The organism is Streptomyces syringium, assembly GCF_017876625.1.
GTDB classification, from domain to species: Bacteria; Actinomycetota; Actinomycetes; order Streptomycetales; family Streptomycetaceae; genus Streptomyces; species Streptomyces syringius.
The window spans coordinates 4358043-4383318 of record NZ_JAGIOH010000001.1; the positions used below are offsets into that span (position 1 = coordinate 4358043).

The 25276-nt window shown below is 70.0% G+C and carries 29 protein-coding genes; 15 read left to right on the top strand and 14 right to left on the bottom strand.

What is annotated here, in order from left to right; genetic code table 11:
* Positions 1-108: 108 nt before the first annotated feature.
* On the top strand, positions 109-291 hold the full coding sequence (locus JO379_RS19430) for a hypothetical protein (protein ID WP_130878227.1): 183 nt from the start codon (positions 109-111) through the stop codon (positions 289-291).
* A 91-nt stretch (positions 292-382) separates the two neighbouring features.
* Here JO379_RS19430 and JO379_RS19435 read toward each other — a convergent pair whose 3' ends face one another.
* Positions 383-778, bottom strand: a complete 396-nt coding sequence (locus JO379_RS19435) for a metal-sensitive transcriptional regulator (RefSeq protein WP_130878226.1) — start codon at positions 776-778, stop codon at positions 383-385.
* Positions 779-1118: 340 nt separating this feature from the next.
* Here JO379_RS19435 and JO379_RS19440 point away from each other — a divergent pair, with 340 nt between their 5' ends.
* Both JO379_RS19440 and JO379_RS19445 read left to right on the top strand, forming a co-directional pair.
* Entirely contained in the window at positions 1119-1739 is a 621-nt protein-coding gene (locus tag JO379_RS19440) for a DUF47 domain-containing protein (RefSeq protein WP_030367109.1), read from the top strand.
* Positions 1740-1745: 6 nt separating this feature from the next.
* Complete coding sequence (locus JO379_RS19445) at positions 1746-2744, top strand: inorganic phosphate transporter (protein WP_209516074.1); 999 nt, start codon at positions 1746-1748, stop codon at positions 2742-2744.
* A gap of 129 nt (positions 2745-2873) precedes the next feature.
* Here the strand turns inward: JO379_RS19445 and pstB are convergent, their stop codons facing one another.
* The 4 genes from pstB to pstS form a co-directional block, all read right to left on the bottom strand.
* Entirely contained in the window at positions 2874-3653 is a 780-nt protein-coding gene (gene pstB, locus JO379_RS19450) for a phosphate ABC transporter ATP-binding protein PstB (RefSeq protein WP_130879236.1), read from the bottom strand.
* Positions 3654-3679: 26 nt separating this feature from the next.
* Positions 3680-4756: a phosphate ABC transporter permease PstA gene (pstA, locus tag JO379_RS19455; protein WP_130879237.1), complete on the bottom strand. Its 1077-nt coding sequence runs from the start codon at positions 4754-4756 to the stop codon at positions 3680-3682.
* Positions 4753-5745: a phosphate ABC transporter permease subunit PstC gene (gene pstC / locus JO379_RS19460; protein ID WP_130879238.1), complete on the bottom strand. Its 993-nt coding sequence runs from the start codon at positions 5743-5745 to the stop codon at positions 4753-4755. Before pstC ends, pstA begins: the two co-directional genes overlap by 4 nt.
* A 106-nt stretch (positions 5746-5851) precedes the next feature.
* Positions 5852-6982, bottom strand: coding sequence for a phosphate ABC transporter substrate-binding protein PstS (pstS, locus tag JO379_RS19465; protein WP_130879239.1), 1131 nt, complete (start codon positions 6980-6982; stop codon positions 5852-5854).
* Positions 6983-7461: 479 nt separating this feature from the next.
* Here pstS and JO379_RS19470 point away from each other — a divergent pair, with 479 nt between their 5' ends.
* Together JO379_RS19470 and JO379_RS19475 are read left to right on the top strand one after the other, a co-directional pair.
* Positions 7462-8520, top strand: a complete 1059-nt coding sequence (locus JO379_RS19470; protein WP_242626188.1) for a C40 family peptidase — start codon at positions 7462-7464, stop codon at positions 8518-8520.
* A gap of 348 nt (positions 8521-8868) precedes the next feature.
* Positions 8869-10092: a PP2C family protein-serine/threonine phosphatase gene (locus JO379_RS19475; protein WP_130879240.1), complete on the top strand. Its 1224-nt coding sequence runs from the start codon at positions 8869-8871 to the stop codon at positions 10090-10092.
* 43 nt (positions 10093-10135) lie between these two features.
* Here the strand turns inward: JO379_RS19475 and JO379_RS19480 are convergent, their stop codons facing one another.
* The 4 genes from JO379_RS19480 to JO379_RS19495 form a co-directional block, all read right to left on the bottom strand.
* Positions 10136-10501 (bottom strand): DUF2516 family protein, encoded by a 366-nt coding sequence (locus tag JO379_RS19480; protein WP_209516076.1) that lies wholly within the window; start codon positions 10499-10501, stop codon positions 10136-10138.
* 103 nt (positions 10502-10604) lie between these two features.
* Positions 10605-11189, bottom strand: a complete 585-nt coding sequence (locus JO379_RS19485; RefSeq protein ID WP_130879242.1) for a hypothetical protein — start codon at positions 11187-11189, stop codon at positions 10605-10607.
* Positions 11190-11206: 17 nt separating this feature from the next.
* The gene (locus tag JO379_RS19490; RefSeq protein ID WP_130879243.1) at positions 11207-11596 is read right to left on the bottom strand and encodes a helix-turn-helix domain-containing protein; all 390 of its coding nucleotides are present in this window, start codon (positions 11594-11596) and stop codon (positions 11207-11209) included.
* Positions 11597-11745: 149 nt separating this feature from the next.
* Entirely contained in the window at positions 11746-12153 is a 408-nt protein-coding gene (locus JO379_RS19495; RefSeq protein WP_130879244.1) for a RidA family protein, read from the bottom strand.
* A gap of 141 nt (positions 12154-12294) precedes the next feature.
* Here JO379_RS19495 and JO379_RS19500 point away from each other — a divergent pair, with 141 nt between their 5' ends.
* Positions 12295-12675, top strand: coding sequence for a winged helix-turn-helix transcriptional regulator (locus JO379_RS19500; protein WP_130879245.1), 381 nt, complete (start codon positions 12295-12297; stop codon positions 12673-12675).
* Between the two features lie 193 nt (positions 12676-12868).
* Here the strand turns inward: JO379_RS19500 and JO379_RS19505 are convergent, their stop codons facing one another.
* The 3 genes from JO379_RS19505 to JO379_RS19515 form a co-directional block, all read right to left on the bottom strand.
* Positions 12869-13855, bottom strand: a complete 987-nt coding sequence (locus JO379_RS19505; RefSeq protein ID WP_209516078.1) for an alpha/beta fold hydrolase — start codon at positions 13853-13855, stop codon at positions 12869-12871.
* Between the two features lie 174 nt (positions 13856-14029).
* Complete coding sequence (locus tag JO379_RS19510; RefSeq protein WP_165451582.1) at positions 14030-14173, bottom strand: hypothetical protein; 144 nt, start codon at positions 14171-14173, stop codon at positions 14030-14032.
* A gap of 477 nt (positions 14174-14650) precedes the next feature.
* The gene (locus JO379_RS19515) at positions 14651-15550 is read right to left on the bottom strand and encodes an alpha/beta fold hydrolase (RefSeq protein WP_209516082.1); all 900 of its coding nucleotides are present in this window, start codon (positions 15548-15550) and stop codon (positions 14651-14653) included.
* Between the two features lie 172 nt (positions 15551-15722).
* On the opposite strand from JO379_RS19515, the gene sigJ reads away from it, so the two are divergent.
* The 3 genes from sigJ (at position 15723) to JO379_RS19530 (ending at position 18220) form a co-directional block, all read left to right on the top strand.
* Complete coding sequence (gene sigJ / locus JO379_RS19520; protein WP_245382295.1) at positions 15723-16565, top strand: RNA polymerase sigma factor SigJ; 843 nt, start codon at positions 15723-15725, stop codon at positions 16563-16565.
* Positions 16553-17002: an SRPBCC family protein gene (locus tag JO379_RS19525; protein WP_130879248.1), complete on the top strand. Its 450-nt coding sequence runs from the start codon at positions 16553-16555 to the stop codon at positions 17000-17002. The genes sigJ and JO379_RS19525 overlap by 13 nt, the downstream gene beginning before the upstream one ends.
* Positions 17003-17119: 117 nt before the next feature.
* Complete coding sequence (locus tag JO379_RS19530) at positions 17120-18220, top strand: MerR family transcriptional regulator (RefSeq protein ID WP_130879249.1); 1101 nt, start codon at positions 17120-17122, stop codon at positions 18218-18220.
* Here the strand turns inward: JO379_RS19530 and JO379_RS19535 are convergent.
* Positions 18217-18600, bottom strand: a complete 384-nt coding sequence (locus JO379_RS19535) for a MerR family transcriptional regulator (protein WP_209516085.1) — start codon at positions 18598-18600, stop codon at positions 18217-18219. The genes JO379_RS19530 and JO379_RS19535 overlap by 4 nt on opposite strands.
* A gap of 66 nt (positions 18601-18666) precedes the next feature.
* On the opposite strand from JO379_RS19535, the gene JO379_RS19540 reads away from it, so the two are divergent.
* The 4 genes from JO379_RS19540 to JO379_RS19555 all read left to right on the top strand — a co-directional run bounded on the left by JO379_RS19540 (position 18667) and on the right by JO379_RS19555 (position 23094).
* Entirely contained in the window at positions 18667-19782 is a 1116-nt protein-coding gene (locus JO379_RS19540) for an alkene reductase (protein WP_209516089.1), read from the top strand.
* A gap of 264 nt (positions 19783-20046) precedes the next feature.
* Complete coding sequence (locus JO379_RS19545) at positions 20047-20814, top strand: hypothetical protein (protein ID WP_209516092.1); 768 nt, start codon at positions 20047-20049, stop codon at positions 20812-20814.
* 176 nt (positions 20815-20990) lie between these two features.
* Positions 20991-21479 (top strand): MarR family winged helix-turn-helix transcriptional regulator, encoded by a 489-nt coding sequence (locus JO379_RS19550; protein WP_209516095.1) that lies wholly within the window; start codon positions 20991-20993, stop codon positions 21477-21479.
* Between the two features lie 142 nt (positions 21480-21621).
* The gene (locus JO379_RS19555) at positions 21622-23094 is read left to right on the top strand and encodes an MFS transporter (protein ID WP_209516098.1); all 1473 of its coding nucleotides are present in this window, start codon (positions 21622-21624) and stop codon (positions 23092-23094) included.
* Positions 23095-23115: 21 nt separating this feature from the next.
* Here JO379_RS19555 and JO379_RS19560 read toward each other — a convergent pair whose 3' ends face one another.
* A complete protein-coding gene (locus JO379_RS19560; protein WP_209516101.1) occupies positions 23116-23613 on the bottom strand; it encodes a MarR family winged helix-turn-helix transcriptional regulator in 498 nt (165 codons plus the stop codon).
* 45 nt (positions 23614-23658) lie between these two features.
* On the opposite strand from JO379_RS19560, the gene JO379_RS19565 reads away from it, so the two are divergent.
* Together JO379_RS19565 and JO379_RS19570 are read left to right on the top strand one after the other, a co-directional pair.
* Entirely contained in the window at positions 23659-24597 is a 939-nt protein-coding gene (locus tag JO379_RS19565; protein ID WP_242626189.1) for an EamA family transporter, read from the top strand.
* Positions 24598-24631: 34 nt separating this feature from the next.
* Positions 24632-25270, top strand: a complete 639-nt coding sequence (locus JO379_RS19570) for an NAD(P)-dependent oxidoreductase (protein WP_209516105.1) — start codon at positions 24632-24634, stop codon at positions 25268-25270.
* Positions 25271-25276: the final 6 nt, after the last annotated feature.

The window sequence follows — 25276 nt, forward strand, 5'->3', positions numbered from 1 at the left end:
GCACCGATCACTACGCTGGTAAACCGAGTGCTGGGCTTCAAGTAAAGAATATGTAAAGAGACCAACGAAGAGCAGAGCGGAAGACCGACGACCCGAGGAGGTGAACACGTGGTTTCGCAACCCGGTTCGTCCGGCGGGCAGGATCCCGTGGCCCTCATCGAGATCGATCTCTACGGTGAGCTCATGATCGCCGCATCGAGCGTGGATGAGGAGCGGCTCAGTCCGGACCGTATCGATGAAGTGCTCCGCGTCGTCCCCCGGGGGGCTCGCGGGGATACGGACCGGGGGTGAGCGCGTCGCGTCGGGGCTCCGCCCCAGGGCGGGTATTTCCCGGGGCTCCGCCGGATCCCGGTCCTCAAACGCCGGACGGCCTTGATTTGCGCTACGTGCGCAGCAGGCGGGCGATGGCCGCGCTGGCCTCGGCGACCTTGGCGTCGATCTCCGCGCCGCCCTTGAGGGCCGCGTCGGCGACGCAGTGCCGCAGGTGCTCCTCCAGCAGCTGGAGGGCGAACGACTGCAGGGCCTTGGTGCCGGCCGAGACCTGCGTGAGTATGTCGATGCAGTAGACGTCCTCCTCGACCATGCGCTGGAGGCCGCGGATCTGGCCCTCGATCCGGCGCAGGCGCTTGAGGTGCTGGTCCTTCTGCTTGCTGTAGCCGTGGGGGCCGAGGTGCTGCTCGGAGGCCGCGGCGGGCGCGTCGGCGGCGGGAGCGCCGTGGCAGGGCGCCGCGCCCGACGGTTCGGTGGTGCCGGTCACTGCGGCTTCCGTGGTCGTCATGGCGTCCTCCGTCGTTCTGCCCGTCGCGGATATCCGGTCGTGGATATAGGTGTCGCGGAGCGCTGTGCGGCGCTTACGCACGGTGCAAGCGCTCGCCTATACGTCGGTATGCGGCGACCGTGCGGTGCGTATAACGGTTCGTATACCCCGATGCATACCCCCGACGGGTATATGGTACCGAAATTTATCGCCGAAGACGGCCGGAAGACGGCCAGGAGGCGGTACCGCCTGGGCGAGCACTCTGCCCGATGGGCGACACTGAGGGAATGCCAGTTAGCTGTGGCCGGATGATGCGCCTAGCATCAACGAGACCGAATCCGCTGCACCCCGAGGATCCCACGTGCGCTTTCGTCTGACCCCCAGGGAGACGAGCTTCTACGACATGTTCGCCGCGTCCGCGGACAACATCGTCACGGGCTCCAAGCTCCTCATGGAACTGCTCGGAGCGGACACCTCCGCCCGGGCCGAGATCGCCGAGCGGATGCGGGCAGCGGAGCACGCGGGTGACGACGCGACGCACGCGATCTTCCACCAGCTGAACTCCTCCTTCATCACGCCGTTCGACCGCGAGGACATCTACACCCTCGCCGGCTCGCTCGACGACATCATGGACTTCATGGAAGAGGCGGTCGACCTGGTCGTCCTCTACCAGGTCGAGGAATTGCCGAAGGGCGTCGAGCAGCAGATCGAGGTCCTCGCGCGGGCCGCGGAGCTCACCGCCGAGGCGATGCCGAACCTGCGGACCATGACCAACCTCACGGAGTACTGGATCGAGGTGAACCGGCTGGAGAACCAGGCGGACCAGATTCACCGCAAGCTCCTCGCCCAGCTCTTCAACGGCAAGTACGACGCCATCGAGGTGCTGAAGCTCAAGCAGATCGTCGATGTGCTGGAGGAGGCGGCCGACGCGTTCGAGCACGTCGCCAACACCGTCGAGACCATCGCGGTCAAGGAGTCCTGACCCCCGGTGGACACGTTCGCACTCGTCGTGACCATCGCGGTCGCGCTCGGCTTCACGTATACCAACGGCTTCCACGACTCCGCGAACGCCATCGCGACCTCGGTCTCCACGCGGGCGCTGACCCCGCGCGCGGCCCTCGCGATGGCGGCGGTGATGAACCTCGCCGGTGCCTTCCTGGGCAGCGGGGTCGCCAAGACCGTCAGTAAGGGCCTGATCGAGACGCCGGTGGGCGACAAGGGGATGGGCATCCTCTTCGCCGCGCTGATCGGCGCGATCGCCTGGAACCTCATCACCTGGTACTTCGGGCTGCCCTCGTCGTCCTCGCACGCGCTGTTCGGCGGCATGGTCGGCGCGGCTCTCGCGGGAGGCACGACCGTCATCTGGTCGGGTGTCCTCGAGAAGGTCGTCATCCCGATGTTCCTGTCGCCCTTCGTCGGGCTGATCCTCGGCTATCTGGTGATGGTCGTGATCATGTGGATGTTCCGGAAGGCCAACCCGCACAAGGCCAAGCGCGGTTTCCGGATCGCGCAGACGGTCTCGGCGGCGGGCATGGCGCTCGGCCACGGTCTCCAGGACGCGCAGAAGACCATGGGCATCGTGGTGATGGCACTGGTCATCGCCGACGTCCAGGACGCGGGCGCCGCGATTCCGGTCTGGGTCAAGGTGGCCTGTGCGCTGACGCTGTCGCTCGGCACCTACGCGGGCGGCTGGCGGATCATGCGGACGCTGGGCCGTCGGATCATCGAGCTGGACCCGCCGCAGGGCTTCGCGGCCGAGACGACGGCGGCATCGGTCATGTACACGGCGTCGTTCATGTTCCACGCGCCGATCTCGACCACGCACGTCATCACCTCCGCGATCATGGGCGTGGGCTCGACCAAGGGCTCGCGCGCGGTGCGCTGGGGTGTCGCGAAGAACATCGTGCTCGGCTGGTTCATCACCATGCCGGCTGCCGCGGCGGTCGCCGCGTTCAGCTACTGGATCGTGTATCTCGCCTTCGGCTGAGCCGGTCCCGCGCGTGAGCGGCGCGGGAAGGACACGGGCCCGCCCCCTGGTAGTCACAGGGGGCGGGCCCGTTGCCTTGCGGCGGCACCGCCATGCAGCGCCGCAAGGCGCCTGGGGGAGGCGGCCGGTCTATCCGAAGCGGCCGGAGATGTAGTCCTCCGTGGCCTGCACCGACGGGTTGGAGAAGATCCGCTCGGTGTCGTCGATCTCGACGAGCTTGCCCGGCTGGCCGACGCCCGCGAGGTTGAAGAACGCCGTACGGTCCGAGACGCGGGCCGCCTGCTGCATGTTGTGCGTCACTATGACGATCGTGAAGCGCTCCTTCAGCTCCCCGATCAGATCCTCGATGGCGAGGGTGGAGATCGGGTCCAGCGCCGAGCAGGGCTCGTCCATGAGCAGGACCTGCGGCTCGACGGCGATCGCGCGGGCGATGCACAGACGCTGCTGCTGACCGCCGGAGAGGCCCGCTCCCGGCTTGTTCAGCCGGTCCTTGACCTCCTTCCAGAGGTTGGCGCCCTGGAGGGACTTCTCGACGATGCCGTCCAGCTCGGCCTTGCGGACGCGGCCGCCGTTGAGCCGGACGCCCGCGGCGACGTTGTCGTAGATCGACATGGTCGGGAAGGGGTTCGGCCGCTGGAAGACCATGCCGACCGTGCGGCGCACGGAGACCGGGTCCACGCCGGGGCCGTACAGGTTCTCGTCGTCCAGCATCACCTTGCCCTCGACGCGGCCGCCGGGGGTGACCTCGTGCATCCGGTTCAGGGTGCGCAGGAAGGTGGACTTGCCGCAGCCGGAGGGGCCGATGAAGGCGGTCACGGAGCGGGGTTCGACGGTCATCGAGATGTCCTCGATGGCCTTGTGGCTGCCGTAGTAGGCGTTCAGGCCGCCGACGTCGATGCGCTTGGCCATGTGAATCAACTTCTTTCGTGGCCGCGTCAGCGGCTGGTCTTCGGGGCCTTCCAGCGGGCGATGCCGCGGGCCACCAGGTTCAGGATCATGACGAAGGCGATGAGGACCAGGGCCGCTGCCCAGGCGCGGTCGTAGCTGGCCTCGTTGCCGGCCGCCCACTGCTCGTAGATGTAGTACGGCAGGGAGGACTGGGCTCCGTCGAAGGGGTTGTTGTTGATGACCTGGGAGCCGAACACCAGGAGCACGATCGGGGCGGTCTCACCGGCGATGCGCGCGACCGCCAGCATCACACCGGTGGCGATGCCGCCGATGGCGGTGGGCAGGACCACCTTGAGGATCGTGCGCCACTTGGGTACGCCCAGGGCGAGGGAGGCCTCGCGCAGCTCGTTGGGGACGAGCTTGAGCATCTCCTCGGTGGAGCGGACCACCACGGGCATCATCAGGATCGACAGGGCCATCGAACCGGCGAAGCCGGAGTAGCCGAAGTCGAGCATGATGATCCAGAAGCTGAGGATGAACAGACCCGCGACGATCGACGGGATGCCCGTCATGACGTCCACGAAGAACGTGACGGCCTTCGCGAGCCGGCCGCGCCCGTACTCCACCAGGTAGATGGCGGTCAGCAGGCCGATCGGGGCCGAGATGGCGGTGGCGATGCCGACCTGCTCCAGGGTGCCGATGATCGCGTGGTAGACGCCGCCACCGGGCTGGATGGTCAGGACACCGGACATCGAGTGGGTGAGGAAGCCGCCGTCGAGGACCTTGGCCCCCCGGGCGACGGTCTCCCAGACCAGGGAGATCAGCGGGACGACGGCACACAGGAAGCAGACCCACACCAGGCTGGTGGCGAGGCGGTCCTTGGCCTGCCGGCGGCCCTCGACGCGGGTGGCGAGGGCGTACATCCCGATGACGAAGAGCAGGCCGGCTATCAGGCCCCACTGGATCCGGCTGCCGAGCCCGGCGCCGAGGCCGATGCCGACGGCCACGGCGGCCGCGCCGAGCGCGAGGGCCGGCGGGGTCCAGCGCGGCAGCCTGGGCTGGTGCAGGGTGTACGGGCGCGGGGCGCCGTCGGCGACCGGCGGCTTGTCCATGGTCACGCTCATGCCGTGTACTCCTTGCGGCGCGCGATGATCATTCGGGCGGCGCCGTTGACCAGCAGGGTCAGTACGAACAGCACCAGACCCGAGGCGATCAGGGCGTCCTTGCCGATCTCACCGGACTCCTTGAAGCTGCTCGCGATGTTCTGAGCAAACGTTCCGCCGCCCGGGTCGAGCAGGCTCTTGCCGATCAGGAAGCTCGGGGACAGCACCGTCGCCACGGCCATGGTCTCGCCGAGGGCGCGGCCGAGGCCGAGCATCGAGGCACTGATGACACCCGAGCGGCCGAACGGCAGGACCGACATCCGGATGACTTCCCAGCGGGTCGCGCCGAGCGCGAGCGCCGCCTCCTCGTTCATCTTCGGGGTCTGCAGGAAGACCTCGCGGCTGACGCTGGTGACGATCGGCAGAATCATGATCGCCAGCAGGATGCCGATGGTGAAGAGCGAGCGGGCGGCACCGTCGTGGTACTCGAAGATGCCGGTCCAGCCGAGGTAGTCGTTCAGCCAGCTGTAGAGGCCGCCGAGGTGCGGCACCAGGAACAGGGCGCCCCACAGGCCGTAGACGATGGACGGAACGGCGGCCAGCAGGTCGATCACGTAGCTCAGCGGTGTGGCGAGCTTGCGCGGTGCGTAGTGCGAGACGAAGAGCGCGACCCCGATGGCGACGGGCACGGCGATCAGCATCGCGATCAGCGAGCTGACCACGGTGCCGAAGGCCAGCACCGCGATGCCGAAGACCGGCGGGGTGGAGTTGGCGCTCCATTCGAAGGTGGTGAAGAAGTTGCCCTCGTTGTGCGAGAGGGCGTTCACGGCCCGCACGGCGAGGAAGACGGCGATCGCAGCCATGATCACCAGGAGCAGGATGCCGGAGCCGCGGGAGAGTCCGAGGAAGATCCGGTCACCGGGTCGGGTGGCCGACTTCGCCTGCTCGGCCGGGGCCGGGGCGCCCGACAAGGGCGGCGGGGCTGCTGAAGTTGCGGGGGTTATGTCCATTGGGTATCCACGGGTCTCCGGTCTGCGGAGCCGGCTTCGGCTCCTGGCGCGGCGGTGCACCGGATGGTGCGGCCGGCTCCCGTGAGCGGGGGCCGGCCGCACAAGGTCAGGAGAGGCTCGCGATGTTCTCGCGGACCTTCGTCGCGATCTCGGCGGGCAGCGGGGCGTAGCCCATCTCCTTGAGGACTGCCTGGCCGTCCTCGCTCGCGATGTAGGTCAGGAAGGACTTGGTGGCGGGCAGGGTCTCGGCCTTGTTGCCCTTGTCACCGACGACCTGGTACGTCACCAGGGTGATCGGGTAGGCGCCGTCGGCCTTGGTGGCGTAGTTGAGCTTGAGCGCGAGGTCCTTGCCGGTGCCGACGATCTTCGCCTCGGCGATGGCCTTGGACGCGTTGTCGGGGGTGGCCTCGACCGGGGCGGAGGCTCCGGTGTTGAGCTTCACCGTCTTGATCGTGTTGGCGGTGGCGTAGGAGAGCTCGAAGTACGAGATCGCGCCCGCGGTCTGCTTGACCTGCGAGGACACACCGGCCGAGCCGTCGGCGGACTGGCCGCCCTTGGCCTTCCACGCCTTGGCGGGCTCGTACGGCCACGACTTGTCGGCGGCGGCCTTGAGGTACTTGGTGAAGTTGTCGGTGGTGCCCGACTCGTCCGAGCGGTGGAACGCCTGGATCTTGAGGTCGGGGAGCTTGGCGCCCGGGTTGAGCTTCTTGATCGCCTCGTCGTTCCACTTCTCGATCTTCGCGTCGAAGATCTTGGCGAGGGTGTCCGCGTCCAGGACCAGGTTGTCCACGCCGGGGACGTGGTAGCCGATGGCGATCGGGCCGCCGAGCAGCGGGAGGTTGATGCCCTGGCCGCCCTTGACGACCTGCTTGGACTTCGCGACCTCCTCCGGCTTGAGCGCCGAGTCGGAGCCCGCGAAGGCGGTCTTGCCCTGGAGGAACTCCTGGATGCCCGCGCCGGAGCCGGTGGGCTTGTAGTTGATCTGCACGTCCTTGCAGGCCGCCATGTAGTTCTTGACCCACAGGTCCATGGCGTTCTTCTGCGCGGACGAGCCCGAGGCCAGCAGCTGGCCCTTGCCCTCGCACTTGATCTTGCCGGCACCCTGGGTGGAGCCCCCGCCGGTGGAGCCGCCGCCGCTGTTGTCGTCCGAGCCGCACGCGGTGAGGACCAGGGCACCGGAAACGGCGATGGCGCCGAGGGCGACTGCGCGGAGTCGGTTCTTACGCTGAAGCTTCACTTTCGGGTGTTCCTTTCGGGAGCCGCCGCGAGGCGGCGTGCGAGAGGTCGGTGGTGCTGTTCCGCTGAGCGGCCAGCCGGCCTGCGCCGCGCTTGATCACACGGGCTGACCTGCTGATTCATAGTGTCGGCGGCACGGGGGCGGGGCCTGTTCGGCCGATCGGCTCGCACCTTCCACGGTCGAAATTAGGCAGAACAGGTGAAGCGGTCGATGGGGAAGAGTGAACGGAAGGTGAACCTCGGCCGTCAGTGTGGTGGCCCTGACCAAGGGCCGGTTTCCAGCCGAGTCCGTGAGAGATCCCTACCGGTTTTCGATCCTCCGTGGCACCATCCGTTCCTCGTGTGACGGCATGTCAGGCGTGGGGGCGGAAGTCGCGGAGGTGTCCTGTGAGGCGGAACGGCGGCGTGATCGCGGATGCGGCGGTGGGCCGTACGGGGCCTGTGAGGGGTTTCGGCCACACCCGGGGCAGACGTACGGCCGTGGCGACCGCGCTCGTCTGTGCGGTCGTGACGGGGGTGATCGTCACACCGGGCGTGGCCTACGCGGATCCCAGCCCGCCGCAGCGGAGCCTGGAGGATGTCCACAGGGAAGTGGAAGACCTCTACCGCAAGGCGGAATCAGCCACGGATGCCTACAACGCGGCGAGCGAGGCGCAGTCCCGCCAGGAGAAGTCGATCGTGGAGATCGCCCGCTCGGTGACCGCGGCCCAGGCACGCATGACCCGCCTCAAGAACCAGGCCGGAGCCCTGGCCCGCTCCCGGTACCGCGCCGGCGGCATGCCGGACGGCGCCCGGCTCTTCTTCGACGCCGCACCCGACTCCTTCCTCGACGGCGTCTCCCTCGCCCACAAGGGCGAACAGGCCACCCGCGGGCTGCTCGCCCAGGTCGCGGCCACCCAGAAGAAGCTCGACGGCTACGCGAAGGCCGCCGACGAGCGCTGGAAGAAGCTCGACGGCGAGCGGAAGAAGAAAGAGGACGCGAAGAAGGAGATCGAGACCCGGCTGAAGGACGCCAAGCGGCTCGAGGAGCGGCTGGAGGAGAAGGAACGGGAGCGGCTGCGCCGGATCGAGGAGGAACGCGCCCGGGAGGCCCAGCGGGCGTGGCTCGCCACGGAGGCCGTGAAGACGGTCACGCTGAAGGAGGCGGGGGCGGGGGCGAATGCCTCTGGCTCTGGCTCCTCTGCCTCGACCACGGAGGGTGGCCGGGCGGTCGCCTTCGCGACGGCGCAGATCGGCAAGAACTACGTCTGGGGCGCGATGGGCCCCGACACCTTCGACTGCTCCGGCCTGACCCTCAGGGCTTGGGAAGCCGCCGGCCGCGCGATCCCCCGCACGTCCCAGGAGCAGTGGCGCCTGCTCCCGAAGGTCGACGTCAAGGACATGCGCCCCGGTGACCTGGTCATCTACTTCAAGGACGCCAGCCATGTGGCCATGTACGTGGGCGACGGCACGATGGTCCACGCGCCGAGGCCCGGCCGGCAGGTGACGTTGGCCGGGGCGGGGTCGATGCCGATTCTGGGTGTGGTGCGGCCGGGGTAGTACAACAGGCCCGCGGAGGCCCGAACACCGCACCGAACCAGCCCCGCGCAGCGGCAACGGCACCGCGCCAGCGGAAACCGCGGGGAACCCGGCAACGATCGAAGCCCCCCGCGCAGCGGAAAGCGTGACCGGGGCCACGTTCAAGCGAACGGACGGCCGGTCCCCCCGTGATGTTTGTCATTGGTCATTTCGCCCCGCCCGCGCCAAATGCCGTCAGGCAAAGGGCATATGACAGTGGTGCTTGGCGTCACACCATTCCGTTGGCCCAAGCCTTGCCGCTAGTGTCGCGTTCGGCGCCTGCCGGTCGGTGGGTGCTGTGCCTCGGGGGGTGGGAAGGAAGCCGAAACGATGGCCGTACCCGCGCCGAGCCCGGCGGAGCAGCCCGCCGTGCTGCCCGACGGCGGGCTGACCCTGCTGGTGATCGAGGACGATCCCGGCGGATCGCTGTCGTTCTCCGAGCTGCGGGGCACGGCGGGCAAGCCGGTCCGGGTCCGTACGGCCCGTAATCTCACCGAAGGTGAGCGGCTGCTCACCGATGACGTGCAGTGCATCCTGCTCGATCTGGACCTGGCGGGCGTGGAGTGCCTGCCGGGGGAGACGGACGACGGGTTCGAGACGCTGCGCGCCGTGCTGCGGCTCGCGCCGCGTCAGGCCGTGCTCGCGCTCGTCCCCGAGGGGGACGCCGAGCGTGCGGCGGAGGCCGTGCGGGTCGGGGCGCAGGACTATCTCTTCCGCGACGAGCTCGACGCGCGGGTACTCAGCCGGGCCATTCGTTACGCCGTGGAGCGCAAGCGCGCGGACCTCGCGCAGTGGCAGCTCACCCAGTCGAGGCTGACCGCGCAGGAGAACGCCCGGCTCGAGCGCGGCCTGTTGCCGACGCCGCTGCTGGCGGGTTCCGATCTGCGGTTCGCCGCCCGCTACCGGCCGGGTCGCAGCCGGGCGCTGCTCGGTGGTGACTTCTACGACACGGTCCGTACCCCCGACGGCACGGTGCACGCGATGATCGGCGATGTCTGCGGCCACGGCCCGGACGAGGCGGCGCTCGGTGTGGAACTCCGCATCGCGTGGCGTGCGTTGACGCTGGCCGGACTGTCGGGCGACGAACTGCTGTCCACGCTCCAGCAGGTGCTGGAGTACGAGCGTGCCGACGAGGAGATCTTCGCGACGCTGTGCACGGTCGACATAGCGCCGGACGGCCGACGGGCGGGGTTGTGCCTGGCCGGGCACCCGGCCCCGTTGGTGGTCCGCTCCGGGCAGGCCCCTTATCTGCTTCCGCAGGAGGACGGCGGCCCGGCGCTCGGTCTGCTGCCGCACGCCCGCTGGCCTCGCCGTCAGATCGAACTCGGCGGCGCCTGGAGCCTGATGATGTACACCGACGGCCTGATCGAGGGCCGGATCGGTGAGGGCACGCAGCGGCTCGGCCAGGAGGGCGTGGTGGAGTTGATCACCCGCCAGGTCAAGGAGGGGCTGCGCGGCGAGGACCTGCTGGACGCGGCCGTGACGGAGGTCCGGGCGCTGAACGGCGGCGAGTTGACGGACGACCTGGCCGTTCTGCTGCTCGACTGGGGCTAGGCCCTGGCCGGCCGCCGGACACGCTCAGCGGCCGGCGAGGCGGTTAGCGACGCGGCTTGGGCCAGCTGCGACGGCCGTTGATCTGCTTGAGGGACGCGCGGACGTCCACGTAGTAGACGATCGTGGCGATGAGGGCGGCGAGGATGAGGAGGAATCCCAGCCCGCCGAAGATCCCCGCCAGCGAGGCCCAGCCGCCGCCCAGATAGCGGGCGGAGGGCAGCCCGGAGACAAGGGCGGCGAGGGCCGTGACGACGATCCAGAACCGCTTGGTCTGCTTGCCGATCGCCCGGAAGGCGTCCTCGCGGGTGGTCGCGGCGTCGACGACCGCGGCCAGGGCGAACAGGCATAGCACGCGGGGGAGCCATTCCCCGAGCCAGTCCAGGGCGCTGCCGAACCCGTCCACCAACACGCGGCTCACCTCAAGGTCGATTCATCGCGGACGCTTGCGCGCCACCGTACCCGCAACAGCGGTCCGGGCACGCGGCACGCGCCCCCGGACCGCTGAGGAGTGGTTACTCGCCGGGCTTCGGGTCGGTCTTCTTCGCGGCGGGCTTGCGGGCGGTGGTCTTCTTCGCGGCGGGCTTGGTGTCGTCCTGGGCCGCGGCGTCGGAGTCCTGCGCGGCCTCGGACTGCTCGCCCTTGGCGGCCTGGCCGTCCGTCTGCGGCTCGCTGTCCGGCTCGATGGCCACGGCGATCTCCGCGACCTCCTCGGCGGCCTCGCCGCGCCAGGTCTTCACGGCACCGCGGCCGCGGTCGGCCAGCTGCTCGAACTTCTCACCGGCGGCGGCCGCGAGGCCGACGGCCTGCCCGACGCCCTGGAGCGCCAGGTCCTGCGCCGTCTGCCCCAGCTTCTTCACATCGGTGTCGAGGGTGCCGATGATCTCGGTGAACTTGGTGCTCACCGTGGTCTGCACCTCCTTGGCCTGCTGCGTCACCTTTTCCTGGACGGCCTTGGGGTCGGTCTTGCGCAGCTTCTCGATGCGCTCGGGCGCCTCGGTGACGAGCTGCCCGATCTTCTCGGCGGTCAGATCGGCCGCGCCGGCCGCGGCGTAGGCGGTGTCGGTGGCGGCCTTGCGGATGTCTTGGGCGATGGCCATGGCGATGATCTCCCGGATCAGCTCGAAGGTGTGCCGGCGTCTTTGCCGTCGTCGTCCGTCGCGAGCCCGTTCTCCTTGCGGAAGGACTCGTAGATCTGGAGCAGCACTTGCTTCTGCCGCTCGTTGATCGAGGGGTCGGCGAGGATCACACTGCGGACCTCCGCCTCTTCCCTGTCCCGTTCGTCGAGGATCCCGGCCTGTACGTACAAGGTCTCGGCGGAGATCCGCAGCGCCTTGGCCAGCTGCTGGAGGATCTCGGCGCTCGGCTTGCGCAGGCCGCGCTCGATCTGGCTGAGATACGGGTTGGACACTCCCGCGGCATCGGCGAGCTGGCGCAGGGTCAGCTGCGCGCTGCGGCGTTGTTCCCGCAGGTACTCACCGAGGTTGCCGACGTTGAGTGATGCCATGGAGCCGATGCTGCCGCATCTTGCTAACTTTTGCAAGCAACTGCTTGCAAAAGTGCGTCCGGGCCCGGTGCGGCTGAGGGCGCCAGCCGGCCTGGCCGCTGAGCGCCGTAGTCGGCCACTTCGGTGCTCGGCGGGCGGAGAGCACTTGTTCAGTCGAGGATCGCGGTGGCTTCGATCTCGACCAGGTGCTCGGGGACGTCGAGTGCCGCAACGCCTATCAGCGTGGACGGCGGAACCGGGGCGACCCCCAGCTTCGCTGCGGCCCGGGAGATGCCCTCCAGGAGCAGGGGCATCTTGTCGGGGGTCCAGTCGACGGCGTAGAAGGTCAGTTTCGCCACGTCGTCGAAGGAGCCGCCGACTGCGGCCAGGGCGGTGCAGATGTTGAGGTAGCACTGCTCGACCTGGGCGGCGAGGTCACCTTCGCCAACCGTGACTCCCTCGGCATCCCAGGCCACCTGCCCCGCGACAAAGACCAGCTTCGACCCGGACGCGATCGACACCTGTCGGTAGACATCGATTTCCGGCAATCCGCTGGGGTTCACCAAGGTGAGGGCCATGTTGCCTGCCTCCTTCTCCTGAGCGCCCGCGGGCTCGCGGCCATGCGACCAAGACGCTCTGCTCTCTTGTGGTTACTGAGGAACCGTAGGAGAGTGACCGCTGACGTGGAAGAACGCACTTTTCAGTGACTGGGGAACCTTATGGTGACCAAGCAGTTCAGGGGATCACCCGAGGAAGCGGACCTGAGGCGCGCGGACTCCTTGGCACGGGAGATCTTCTCCGACGTCGCCAACAAGTGGGCGTTTCTCATCATCGAGAATCTCGGCGAACGCACCCTGCGCTTCAGTGAACTGCGGAATGAGATCGAGGGCATCAGCCACAAGATGCTCACCCAGAACCTGCGCATGCTGGAGCGCAACGGCTTGGTCGTGCGCACCGTGCATCCCACGGTGCCACCCCGGGTCGAGTACACCCTCACCGAGCCGGGCCGGGGACTGCGCGCCACGGTCGATGGAATGTGCGACTGGACCCACACCTACCTCGGTCACATCGAGGCCGCCCGCCGCCGTTTCGAGACCTGACGCCCCCCAGCATGTTCCTGCGCCGTCGTCTGTCGAGCCTCACTTCAGCGCCTGTTGCCACGGCTGTGACTTGCGGAGCGGTGCACAGGATCGCCCGCATGGTTCTTCCGCGGCTCCGAACCGCGACGGGTGACAACTCGGCCTGGAAATGCCCGCGAGTGCAACCAGAGCGCTGACAGGCGGCCCGCCTGGTTCATGCCTGGATGGTGGCGAGCCAGCCGGTCAGCAGGCTGTTGACCTCGTCGGGGCGTTCCTGCTGGATCCAGTGGCCGCAGCCGTCCAGGAGGTGGGAGGCGGACAGGGCGGGGAGGGTGGTGGGGTAGGCGTCGATGGCGTCGGCCATCCAGGTGGTGGAGGCGTCCAGTGCGCCGCCGATGAACAAGGCGGGCTGTGTGATCGGGGCGCCGCGGTGGGGAGCGAGGTCTTCCCAGTCGCGGTCCATGTTGCGGTAGCGGTTGAGGGCGCCGGTCAGGCCGGTGCGTTCGAACTCCCCGGCGTAGACGTCGAGGTCGTCCTCGGTCAGCCAGGCCGGGAGCGGGCCGGCGGGGAAACGGTCGCGCAGCTGACGGCCCAGGGCGACGAAGTGCGGGTCGGGTTCGCCCTCGGCCGGCATGGTGTCGGCGGACAGTGCCGCGTAGAAACCCGCGAGCCAGCCCCGTACGTCGGGCTCGATCTCCGCCTCGGCGCGGCCGGGCTCCTGGAAGTAGGAGACGTAGAACTCCTGCTCGGGGCCGCCGATCCGGCCGAAGACGTCGGTGGGGCGGGGGCCGCCGGGCGGCGCGTACGGGACGCTCAGCAAGCCGACCGCGCGGAAGACCTCCGGGTGGAGCAGGGCGGAGGCGGCGGCGATGTTGGAGCCCCAGTCGTGGCCGACGACCACCGCGCTTTCCTCACCGAGGGCGCGCACGACGGCGACGTTGTCCTCCACCAGGTCGAGCATGCGGTAGGCGTCGGTCGCGGCGGGCTTGGAGGAGCGGCCGTAGCCGCGTACGTCGATCGCCACTGCCCGGTACCCGGCCGCGGCGAGGGCCGGGAGTTGGCGGCGCCAGGAGTACCAGGACTCGGGGAAGCCGTGCACGAGCAGGACCAGCGGGCCGGTGCCCTGCTCGGCCCAGTGCAGGCGCCCGGCGGGGGCTTCGACGGTGCGGTGGCGGAGCGCGGCGGTCGGCTCGGGTGGCATGGGCTTCTCCTCGGTTCGCGGGCGGTCGGCGGGCACCGATCGATCATGCGGCGCGAAAGTCACCTGGCGCTATCGGCGTTGCCATTTCGGCAAGCCTGCGGGGCAGGAAGGTCGAGCGAGGCGCTGGTCCTGTCGGACTGGCTGGAGCGGGTGCAAGGTCCGCCGCGATGGTGCTTACTGCATGACGCGGACGCTCCATCCCCTGGGGAAGAAGCCGTTGTTGACCGGCCACACCATGCCGACGAGGTTGCCTCCGCATCCCGGCTGGTCGAAGACCGCCACCGGGGAGTTGGTGTAGTTGTTCACCACCAGGTTCAACGCAGGTGCGGTATGGCACGACCACCGGGCGGGATCGGTGATGACACGTTGCCCGAGGTGCAAATTCCCGACTGCGGCATTGGCTGACTGAGTGAGACCGAGCGTGAGCAGAGTGCTCCCGCCGAGTACGCCGAGTGTGCGCGCGAGACGACGCAAGGCGACCTCCCTGGTTCTGAGACTTCGGCCCGCTCACCCGCTGGTTCGGTCGGAACCGGCGGGGCGGCGCCTTGACGTCCCGAACGTAAGGACGAGAGCGTCCCAATCGCCAGAACTCTCCCCCACTTCGGGACGGTAGAACGGTGGCACCCACCTTGACCAGCGACGATACGCGCCGCCTGGAACGCCGAAAGGGGACGGCCCCGCCCCCGCACGGCCGGTGGGCGCACCATTCCGGGACGAGGGAGGCGAGGACGAGCGACTCAGGTGTCCGACGTCAGGTGCCGTGCCCGGGGCGTGGCCGGCCCGGCCGCCGCAGCTTCAGCGGGACGGGCAGCCCTCGGCGCGGTGGACGAGTGCGGCGATGCGGGTGGCGAGTTCGGGCCACAACTCCTGGGGCAGCGCGTGGCCCATCCCCTCCAGGATCACCAGTTCGGCACCCGGAACGGCGGCGGCCGTGGCCCGGCCGCCACTGGCATCGCACACGACGTCGGCGGCGCCGTGCATCACCAGGGTGGGCAGTCGCAGGGAGCGCAGCCGTGCGGTGCGGTCGCCCGTCGCTATGACCGCGAGTGCCTGGCGTTGCATGCCGAGGGCGTCGTAACCGCGGTCGAAGACCCGCCCGGACCGTTCGGCCGCGGCGGCCGCGTCGAACGCGGATCCCGCTGCCGCGGCGAGGCGCAGGGCGCGCACCTGCCACTCGACGAACGCCTCCCGGTCCTGCGGTGGCCCTCCCAGCCCGGCGAACACCGAGAAGTCGGCCTCCCCCACGCCGGGTTCACCGGTCGTGGACATCATCGAGGTCAGCGAGAGCGCCCGGTCCGGATACTCGATCGCGACCATCTGGGCGATCATCGCGCCCATCGAGGTGCCGACGAGGTGCACGCCGTCCAGGCCGAGCGCGTCGAGCAGGCCGACGGTGTCGGCCGCCAGGTCGGAGAGCGAGTAGGACGCCGTCGAGAGGTCACCGGCCAGGGCCGCCGGGAAGTCCGGCACGGGCGCGTCGGGGAAGTGCGTCGACCGGCCGCTGTCGCGGGTGTCGAACCGGATCACGTGCAGGCCGCGATCCACCAGCGCCTGGCAGAAGCCCTCCGGCCAATTGATCATCTGTGCGCCGGCCCCCGTGATCAGGAGGACCGGCGGTGCGCCGGGTGCGCCGAAACGTTCGTAGGCGATCTCGATACCGGACGGGCCGACATTCCGCGCTTTCAGTTCGGGCATGGCCAAAACGGTAGCCGCGTCCATGGCACCACGCCGCTGTGAAGCGGATCACAGCGGCGGGCTGTCACGGTTCGCCGGTGCGTGGTGTCTCGTGGGTGGCCGAAGAGAGGAGCCGAGTGTGGTGGACGCCTTCACCGAGCACCGTCCGCTGTTGTTCACCATTGCCTACGAGATGCTGGGCAGTGCCACCGACGCCGAGGACGTGCTGCAGGAGAGCTATCTGCGGTGGAGCGCGGTCGATCAGGCCGCGGTCGGGCATCCGCGTGCCTATCTGGTCCGCGTGGTGACCCGGCAGGCCCTCAACCATCTGCGCGCGGTCAAGGCGCGGCGCGAGGAGTACGTCGGCACGTGGCTGCCCGAGCCGATCCGCACCGCGCCCGAGGTGAGCGAGGACGTGATCCTCAGCGAGTCGGTGTCGATGGCCATGATGCTCGTCCTGGAGACGCTGAACCCGGCCGAGCGCGCGGTGTTCGTGCTGCACGACGTGTTCGGCTACACCCACGGCGAGATCGCCGCCTCGATCGGGAAGACCGAGGTCACCGTCCGGCAGATCGCCCACCGCGCACGCCGGCACGTCCACGCGCGGCGCCGCCGCTTCGAGCCCGACTCCGCGGCCACCCGGGAGATCGTCCAGCGGTTCCTGCACGCCACGACGACCGGCGAAGTGCAGGCGCTGATGGACCTGCTGGCGCCCGACGTCGTGCAGGTCTCCGACGGCGGCGGGAAGGTGTCCGCCGCCCGTCACCCCATCACGGGCCGTGCCGACGTCGCCCGGTTCGTGCTCGGCGTGGCCCGCACCAGCGTCACCGCGACGACCCGCATCGAGCACGCCACCTACAACGGCATGCCCGCGGCACGCTCCCTCACCGACGGTGAACTCGACTGGCTGCTCGCCTTCGAGATCCACGACGGACAGATCACCGGCCTCTACGTCATGCGCAACCCGGACAAGCTGCACCGCGCCGATGCGGTGCGCCTACTCAACAGGGGAGAACGCCAGCCATGGAAACCATGATCGTCGAGCGCACCATCGACGCACCGATCGACGACGTCTTCGCCTGGCTCACCACGACCACCAACTACACCGCCTCGCCTTTGGTGTTGCGATGCCGTCTGACCCGGCAGGGTGAGACCGCGCCGTACGGCCTCGGCGCGGTGCGCAGTCACCTCTGGATGATCGGCTGGTTCCGGGAGCGCATCAGCCACTACGACCCGCCGTACGCCACCGAGTACGTCGTCGAGCGCAGCCTGCCGCCGGCCAGGCACGAAGTCGGCCGTATGACGTTCACCGAGACCGACGGCGGCACCCGGGTGTGCTGGACGACCCGCGCCGAGATCCCCGTCCCGTTGATCGGCCCCTTCCTCACCCGGCGCGTCGCGCGGCCGATCATCACCCGCACCTTCGGCAATATCCTCGCCGCTGCCGACGCCGCACTGGCCCGGCGCCCCTAGTCGGCGCATCGAGCCGGTGCCGGGCGGACGGCCCGGGAAGCCGGTTGACCTTCACCTTGGGGGAGGCCACAGCATCACAGGAGCCGGGCGAGGTGCCCGGCATGAGGAGGAGCGAGCATGGGGTTGCTGACCATCGGGGCGTTCGCGAAAGCGTCCCGGCTGTCACCGAAGGCACTGCGTCTCTACGACGAACTGGGCCTGCTGACCCCCGCCCGCGTCGACCCGGTGACCGGCTACCGCCTCTACGCCCCGGAACAGCTGGACCAGGCCCGTCTGGTCGCCTGGCTCCGCCGTTTGGGCATGCCCCTGGCCCGCATCCAGCACGTCTGCGGGCTGGTGGGCGACACGGCGGCGCAGGAGGTCCGCGCGTTCTGGGCCGAGGTCGAGGCCGACACCGCCGCACGGCGGGATCTGGCCACCTTCCTCATCGGCCATCTGTCCTGGAAGGACCCTGCCATGACCCCGACCGCCCAGCCCCTCGGCATCCGTTACGCGGCGCTCTCCGACGCGGGCCTGGTTCGCGAGAGCAACCAGGACTCCGTCTACGCCGGATCCCGGCTGCTCGCCGTCGCCGACGGGTACGGCCGTGGCGGAGCCCCCGCCGGCGCCGCGGCCATCGACGCCCTCAAGTACCTCGAAACCGAGGGCATCGCGGCGGGCAACCTCCTGAACGTCCTCGAGGACGCCATCGAACAGGCCGACCGGGCCGTGCGCGGCGTCGCCGTGACCGACCCTTCTCCGGAAGAGGTCGGCACCACGCTCACCGCGATGCTCTGGACCGGATCGCAGCTGGCCCTCGTCCACATCGGCGACTCCCGGGCCTACCTGCTGCGTGACGGGGAGCTGTTCCAGATCACCCACGACCACACCATGGTGCAGTCACTGGTCGACGAGGGACGCATCACCCCGGAGGAAGCTGCGTCCCATCCGCAGCGGTCGCTGCTGATACGGGCCCTGGCCGGGGGCGGCGGCGCCACCCCGGACCTGCGGCTGCACGACGCCCGGCACCGGGACCGCTATCTGCTCTGCTCCGACGGCCTGTCCGCCGTGGTGCCGACGGAGGAAGTGCGCAAGGTCCTCACCACGGTCGTCGACCCGGAGGAGGCGGTACGCCGACTGGTCGCCCTGGCCAACGAGTCCGGCGGGCCCGACAACGTCAGCTGCGTGATCGCCGACGTGCGGGCCGACGGCGCCGGACCGGTCGTGGACACGCCCTAGGGTTCGACCGGGGTGGGCCGGAGGCGGTCCGAGGCCGTGTCGATCACCTCGTCCAGGACGTCGCGGGAGCGGACCAGGTCGCCGATCATGCGGTTGATGCGGTCCCGTTCCGTGGCGAGTTCGGTGACCAGCTGCGGGGTGGCGATCTCGGACGGGCCGCCGTCGGTGTCCCGCATGCAGGGGAGCAGCAGTGCGATCTTCTTGCTGTTCAGTCCCGCGGCGTAGAGCGCCTGGATCCGGATGACCCGGTCGACCGCCCAGTCGCCGTAGACGCGGTGGCCGCTGGGGGTGCGCTCGACCCTCAGCAGGCCCTGCGTCTCGTAGTAGCGCAACGACCGCTCGCTCACGCCGGTGCGCCGAGCCAGTTCACCGATCCGCATTCCCCACCCCGTCCGCCGATGTGCTCATTTGAACCTGACACCAGTGTCAACTTTTACCGTACGGCCATGACGAACACACGAGTTGACTCCCGCCTCTTCGAGCCCTTCCGCCTCGGCGCTCTGGCGCTGCCGAACCGTCTGGTGATGGCGCCGCTGACCCGCAACCGCGCCGGTGCCGACGGCGTCCCCACGCCGATCATGGCCACGTACTACGCGCAGCGCGCCTCCGCGGGGCTGATCATCGCCGAGGCCGCCACGCCGAACGCGGTGGGGCAGACGTATCCCAACATTCCCGCCATCCACAACGACGCGCACGTGGCGGGATGGCGGAACGTCACCGGCGCGGTGCGTGCCGCGGGCGGCCGGATGTTCCTGCAACTCCAGCACGGCGGCCGGGTCGGCCACCCCGACAACAGCGGGCTGACACCCCTCGCGCCGTCGCCGATACCGCTCCCGGAGACGATCCACACGCCCAGTGGCCGCCAGGAAGCCGTCGTGCCCCGGGAGATGTCCCTTGAGGACATCCGCTCCACCGTGGCCGATTTCGCCGCCGCCGCCCGCAATGCCGTGGACGCCGGCTTCGCCGGGGTGGAGGTGCACGCCGCCAACGGTCATCTGCTGCACCAGTTCATGGCGCGGGGCACCAACCGCCGCACCGACGCCTACGGCGGCTCGGTCGCCGGCCGCATCCGGTTCGCCGTCGAGGTGGTCCGGGCCGTCGCCGAGGCCATCGGCCCCGAGCGGGTGGGCGTGCGCATTTCGCCGGGAGTGACCGTCAACGGCATCGACGAGGGCGACACCGCGAGCATTTACCCGGCCTTCGTCGAGGCGCTGGCGGACGCGGACCTGGCCTATCTGCACGTCGTCTTCGCCGACCCGGAAGAGCCCCTCTTCCAGGACATCCGGAAGGCCTGGCCGGGCACCCTGATGGCCAATCCCGCGCTGGGGTGGGGAGGGCCGCTGCCCGCCGACGGCGGCCGGTCGGCGGGCGAGCGGCTGCTGGCCGCGGGAGCCGACCTGATCTCGCTGGGTCGCGCGTTCCTGGCCAACCCCGACCTCGTCGAACGGCTGCGCGTCGGCGCGCCGCTCAACCCGGTGGGGGACGGGGGCCTGATGTACGTCGGCGGAGAGGCCGGGTACACCGACTACCCCGTACTGGCCGCCGCCGAGGCTGCCGCCTGACGGCCGGCAGTCCAGTTACGGCTGGGCCGGCGGTCCGCCCGGAGTGGCGTCGGTCACGCCCGCAAAGGTTGTACGCGAATGCGTCTCGATTGGATGGCCCTGGGATTGCGTGGGCGTCACGATTGCGAAGGTAGGGGGCATTCCCCTGATCGCAAGGCGGGAACAGGCCTTATTTTCAGTGTCCACAACAAATTCCGCGTGTCACCGGTCGAGTGAACTTCGCGTGGGGAGCGTTGTTCACCGAGACAGAAGGAAAGCCGTTTCATGCGCCGCACCATCGTTCGCCGTACCGCCGTCGCCGCCTCGGCCGTTTCGCTCGCGCTGCTCGTCGGTGCCTGCGGGTCGTCCGACAAGCCTGCCGCCGACTCCTCCTCCGAGGGCAAGGAGAAGGGCAAGGAGAACGCGCCCGCGGGCAAGGTCCTCACCAAGGCCGAGCTGGACAAGCTCATGCTGGTCGATGCCGACCTGAAGGGCCACAAGGTCACCAACGCGAGCGAGGCGGACCTCGCCTCCGTGAAGGCCGCCACCACCGACAAGGCCGAGTGCAAGCCGCTCCTCGACGCCATGACGCTCCAGTCCGGTGGCAAGCCCGCCGCGACCTCGGTGCGCAAGATCATGGCGATGCCGACGAAGCCGGCCGAGAACGCTTCCCCCGAGGAGAAGGCGAAGGCCGGTCTGAGCGCCCTCGGCGCGACGATCACCTCCGACGTCCTCGGCTCCTACGAGGGCAAGGGCGCCCAGGAGGCCCTCGCCGAGCTGAGCGCGGCGGGCAAGGCCTGCACCGGCGGTTTCACCATGATCGTCGGCTCGGACAAGACGAAGATCAAGAAGGTGGAGCCGGCCACCTTCAGCGGCGGCGACGAGGCGGTCGCCTTCACGTTGACGCTCGACGCGGAGGGCGCGACCAACGCGACCCACGTGGTGGCGTCGCGCAAGGGCAGCACGCTCGCGACCCTCTTCGCCATGAGCCTCGCCGGCAAGGCGGAGCAGCCGAAGGCTGTCGCCGACGCGCAGCTGGGCAAGCTCGGCTGAACCTTCCCGGGCTGATACCGCAGCTCCCGGACTGACACCACGACCCCGCCCCGGCGTTTGCCGGGGCGGGGTCGCGTGCTTTCCCCATTCACGGCCGGCTCCGGTGTCACTGATCGCCGACGAGAACGTCAATTTCCAGATCATCCGCCACGGATCGAATTGTTACGCTGGTGCGCATGACTGCCATGGCGCCCGCCCGCACCGAACCCGACCTCTCCTTCCTGCTCGACCACACCAGTCACGTGCTGCGCACGCGGATGGCGGCGGCGCTGGCGGAGATCGGGCTGACCGCGCGCATGCACTGCGTGCTGGTCCATGCCCTGGAGGAGGAGCGCACCCAGGCGCAGCTCGCCGAGCTCGGGGACATGGACAAGACCACGATGGTGGTGACCGTGGACGCCCTGGAGGAGGCCGGGCTCGCCGAGCGGCGGCCGTCGGCCCGGGACCGGCGGGCCCGGATCATCGCGGTCACCGAGGAGGGTGCCCGGGTCGCCGCGCGCAGTCAGGAGATCGTCGACCGGGTGCACGAGGGGGCGCTCTCGGCGCTCCCCGAGGGTGACCGAAAGGCCCTGCTGAAGGCCCTGAAGCTCCTGGTCGACGGGCATCTCGCCGTCCCCGTCGAGGGGCCCCGGACGGCTCGGCGCGCGCGCCAGCGCGAGAAGTGAGGAGCGGTGGCCCCTGGGCCGGGTCACGAAGGTCCGTCGGGGCCGTACCCGGGGACCCCCGGGTCGCTCTGAAATAGATCGTCTACAACAGAACTATCTGCTACGGTCCCTCCTGTCGCCACGACTGACAGGAGAGGCCGCCATGCCCGCCGCACCCGCTCTTCCCTCCACCGCTCCCCGCCCGCGAGAGCGAGGGCGGTCGCGTCGGCCGGCCCTCGGCGTCCTCGCCGCGGGGATGCTGATGACGGTCCTCGACGGCAGCATCGTGACGGTGGCGATGCCGGCCATCCAGGCCGATCTGGGCTTCTCGCCCGCCGGCCTCAGCTGGACCGTCAACGCCTACCTGATCGCGTTCGGCGGCCTGCTGCTGCTCGCCGGGCGGCTCGGTGACCTGATCGGCCGCAAGCGCATGTTCCTGGCCGGTACCGCCGTGTTCACCGCGGCCTCGCTGCTGGCGGGCATGGCCGCGTCCCCCGCGATGCTGATAGCAGCCCGGTTCCTCCAGGGGGTCGGGAGCGCGATGTCCTCCGCGGTCAGCCTGGGCATCCTCGTCACGCTGTTCACCGAGCCCGCCGAACGCGCCAGGGCGATCGCCGTGTTCAGCTTCACCGGCGCGGCCGGTGCCTCGCTCGGCCAGGTGCTCGGCGGTGTCCTGACCGACGCGCTCGACTGGCACTGGATCTTCTTCATCAACCTGCCGATCGGGCTCGCGGCCCTCGCCCTCGCCGTGCCCGCGCTGCCCGCCGACCGTGGGGCCGGGCGCAAGGCCGGGGCCGATGTCCTCGGCGCCGTCCTCGTCACCGCCGGCCTGATGCTCGGGATCTACACCGTCGTCAAGGTGGAGGAGCACGGCTGGACGTCGGCGCACACGCTCGTCCTCGGCGCCCTCGCCGCCGTACTGCTCGCCGCGTTCGTCGCCCGACAGGCCACCGCCGCCGCGCCGCTCATGCCGCTGCGGATCCTCCGCTCGCGGAGCGTCGCGGGCGCCAACCTGGTCCAGGTCCTCATGGTGGCCGCCCTCTTCTCCTTCCAGATCCTCGTCGCCCTCTACCTGCAGAAGGTCCTCGGATACGGCGCTGCCAGGACGGGCCTGGCGATGCTCCCCGCGGCGGCGGTCATCGGCGCGGTGTCACTGGGCGTCTCCGCCCGCCTGAACGCCCGCTTCGGCGAGCGCAACGTCCTGCTGGCCGGCCTCGCCCTCCTGATCGGGGTCCTCGGGTGGCTCACCCGCCTCCCGGTCCACGCGAACTACCTCGTCGACCTGCTCCCGGTCATGCTGCTCGCCGCCGGCTTCGGGCTCGCGCTCCCGGCGCTGACCACCCTCGGCATGTCGGACGCGGGAGGCGAGGACGCCGGGCTCGCCTCCGGGCTCTTCAACACCACCCAGCAGATCGGAATGGCCCTGGGTGTCGCGGTGCTCTCCACGCTGGCCGCCTCCCGCACCGACGCCCTCCTCGCGGACGGGCGGAGCCGGGCCGAGGCCCTGACCGGCGGCTACCACCTGGCCTTCGCCGTGGGCGCCGGGCTGCTCGTTGTCGCCTTCGCGGTCGCCCTCACGGTGCGGCCTTCCGCTCCGCGGGAGGTCCCTGCGGAGCGGCACGTCATCGCCGCTTGATCCGCCCCGGGGGACGCCGGGTCACACGGTGCCGTCGAGGGACTCCAGGAGATCGCGGAGTCCCCCGGCGAGTGCGTCCCGCTGGGGGCGCGAGAGCGCGGCGAGGATGCGCTCCTCGGTGGCGACGTGGTCGGGCAGGGCCCGGTCGATCAGGGCGAGGCCCTCCTCGGTGAGGGTGACGTGCACGACGCGCCCGTCCGAGGCGCTCGGCGTGCGGGTCACCAGGCCCCGGGCCTCCAGCCGGTCGAGGCGCTGGGTGATGGCCCCCGAAGTGACCATGGACGAACGCATCAGCCCGGCCGGGGTCAGTGAATACGGCGGCGGTCCGCTGCGGCGCAGGGTGGCCAGAACGTCGAAGGACGCCTTGTCCAGGCCGTGCGCGGCGAAGGTGCGGCCCAGCTCCGTGTCGATCAGCCGGTGCAGCCGCGACAGCCGTCCGATCACCGCCATCGGCGATACGTCCAGGTCGGGGCGGCGCTCGGCCCACTGTTCCAGCACTCGGTCCACATGGTCTGCCATGACTCCACTCTAGCCAGTCCCTTAGCGGTGAGATACATTGTCTTAGTGCTAAGCAATCGGATCGCCATCATCTTCGTGACCGCGCTGGCGCCCGCCATCTGGGGCACCACCTACCTCGTCACCACCGAACTGCTGCCGCCGGACCGCCCTCTGCTGGCGGGCGTGGTGCGCGCCCTTCCGGCGGGCCTCCTGCTCGTGGCGATCACCAGGCGGCTGCCGCGAGGCGTGTGGTGGTGGCGCTCGCTGGTGCTCGGCGCCCTCAACATCGGGGCGTTCTTCGCCCTCCTGTTCGTCGCCGCCTACCGGCTGCCCGGCGGGGTCGCCGCCACCATCGGCTCCCTGCAGCCCCTGCTGGTCGTCGGCCTGTCCGCCGGACTGCTCGGTGAGCGGGTGTCCATGCGTACCGCGCTCGCCGGTGTCGCGGGGGTCGGCGGCGTCAGCCTGCTCGTCCTGCGGGCCGACGCCGGGCTGGACGGCATCGGCGTCGCGGCCGCCGTCGCCAGTGCGGTGGTCATGGCCACCGGGATCGTCCTCAGCAAGCGGTGGACCTCTCCCGCACCCCTGCTCGCGACCACCGGCTGGCAGCTCGTCGCGGGCGGCCTGCTGCTGCTCCCGGTCGCCCTCGCCGTGGAAGGCCCCCCGCCGACGACGCTCAGCGCCGCCAACCTGGCCGGTTACGGCTACCTCGCGATCATCGGCGCGGCCCTCGCCTACGTCCTGTGGTTCCGGGGCATCCGCGCCCTGTCCCCGACGAACGTGACCTTCCTCGGACTGCTCAGCCCCCTCGTCGCCACCACGCTCGGCTGGCTCGCGCTCGACCAGGAACTCTCCGTCGGCCAGTCACTGGGCGGGCTCGTCGTCCTCGGCGCCCTCGTCGTGGCGCAACTGCCCTCGCGGGGGCGGGCGGTGGCCCCGGTGGGGGCCCCTGAACAGGCCTCTGGGCAGGCCTCTGAGCAGGCCCCGTCCGTCCCGTCCTCCCGCTGATCCGAATCACCTCTTCACAAGGAGCTTGAGCATCATGCGCATCACCGTTTTCGGAGCAGCGGGCAACGTCGGCAGCCGAGTGGTGGCCGAAGCGTTGTCCCGGGGGCACGAGGTCACCGCCGTCGTACGGAACCCCGCCCGCTTCCCCCAGCTGCCCGCCGGGGCCGAGGCGCGCGTCGGCGACGCCTCGAACCCCGAGGACGTGGCCCGGCTGAGCGCCGGCCGGGACGTCGTGATCGGCGCGACCCGCCCGGCGCCGGGCAGCGAGGGCGAACTCGTCAAAGCCACGGAAGGGCTGCTCACCGGCCTCGCCCACACCGGTGTGCGGCTCATGGTCGTCGGCGGCGCGGGCAGCCTGATGGTCCCCGGCACCGGTGGCACCACGGTGATCGACGCCCCCGGCTTCCCCGCGGACTGGCGGGGCATCGCTCTGGCCTGCAACGCGCAACTTGCCGCTTGCCGCGCGGAGACCGAGGTGGACTGGGCTTATCTGAGCCCGGCGGCGGTCCTGGAGCCGGGTGTGCGGACCGGTACGTATCGTCTGGGCGGCGATGAGCTGGTGGTGGATGCGGAGGGGAACTCTTCCATTTCCATGGAGGACTTGGCGGTCGTCCTCCTGGACGAGGTGGAGCGGCCGCGGCATGTGCGGGTTCGTTTCACGGCGGGGTACTGACCGCCC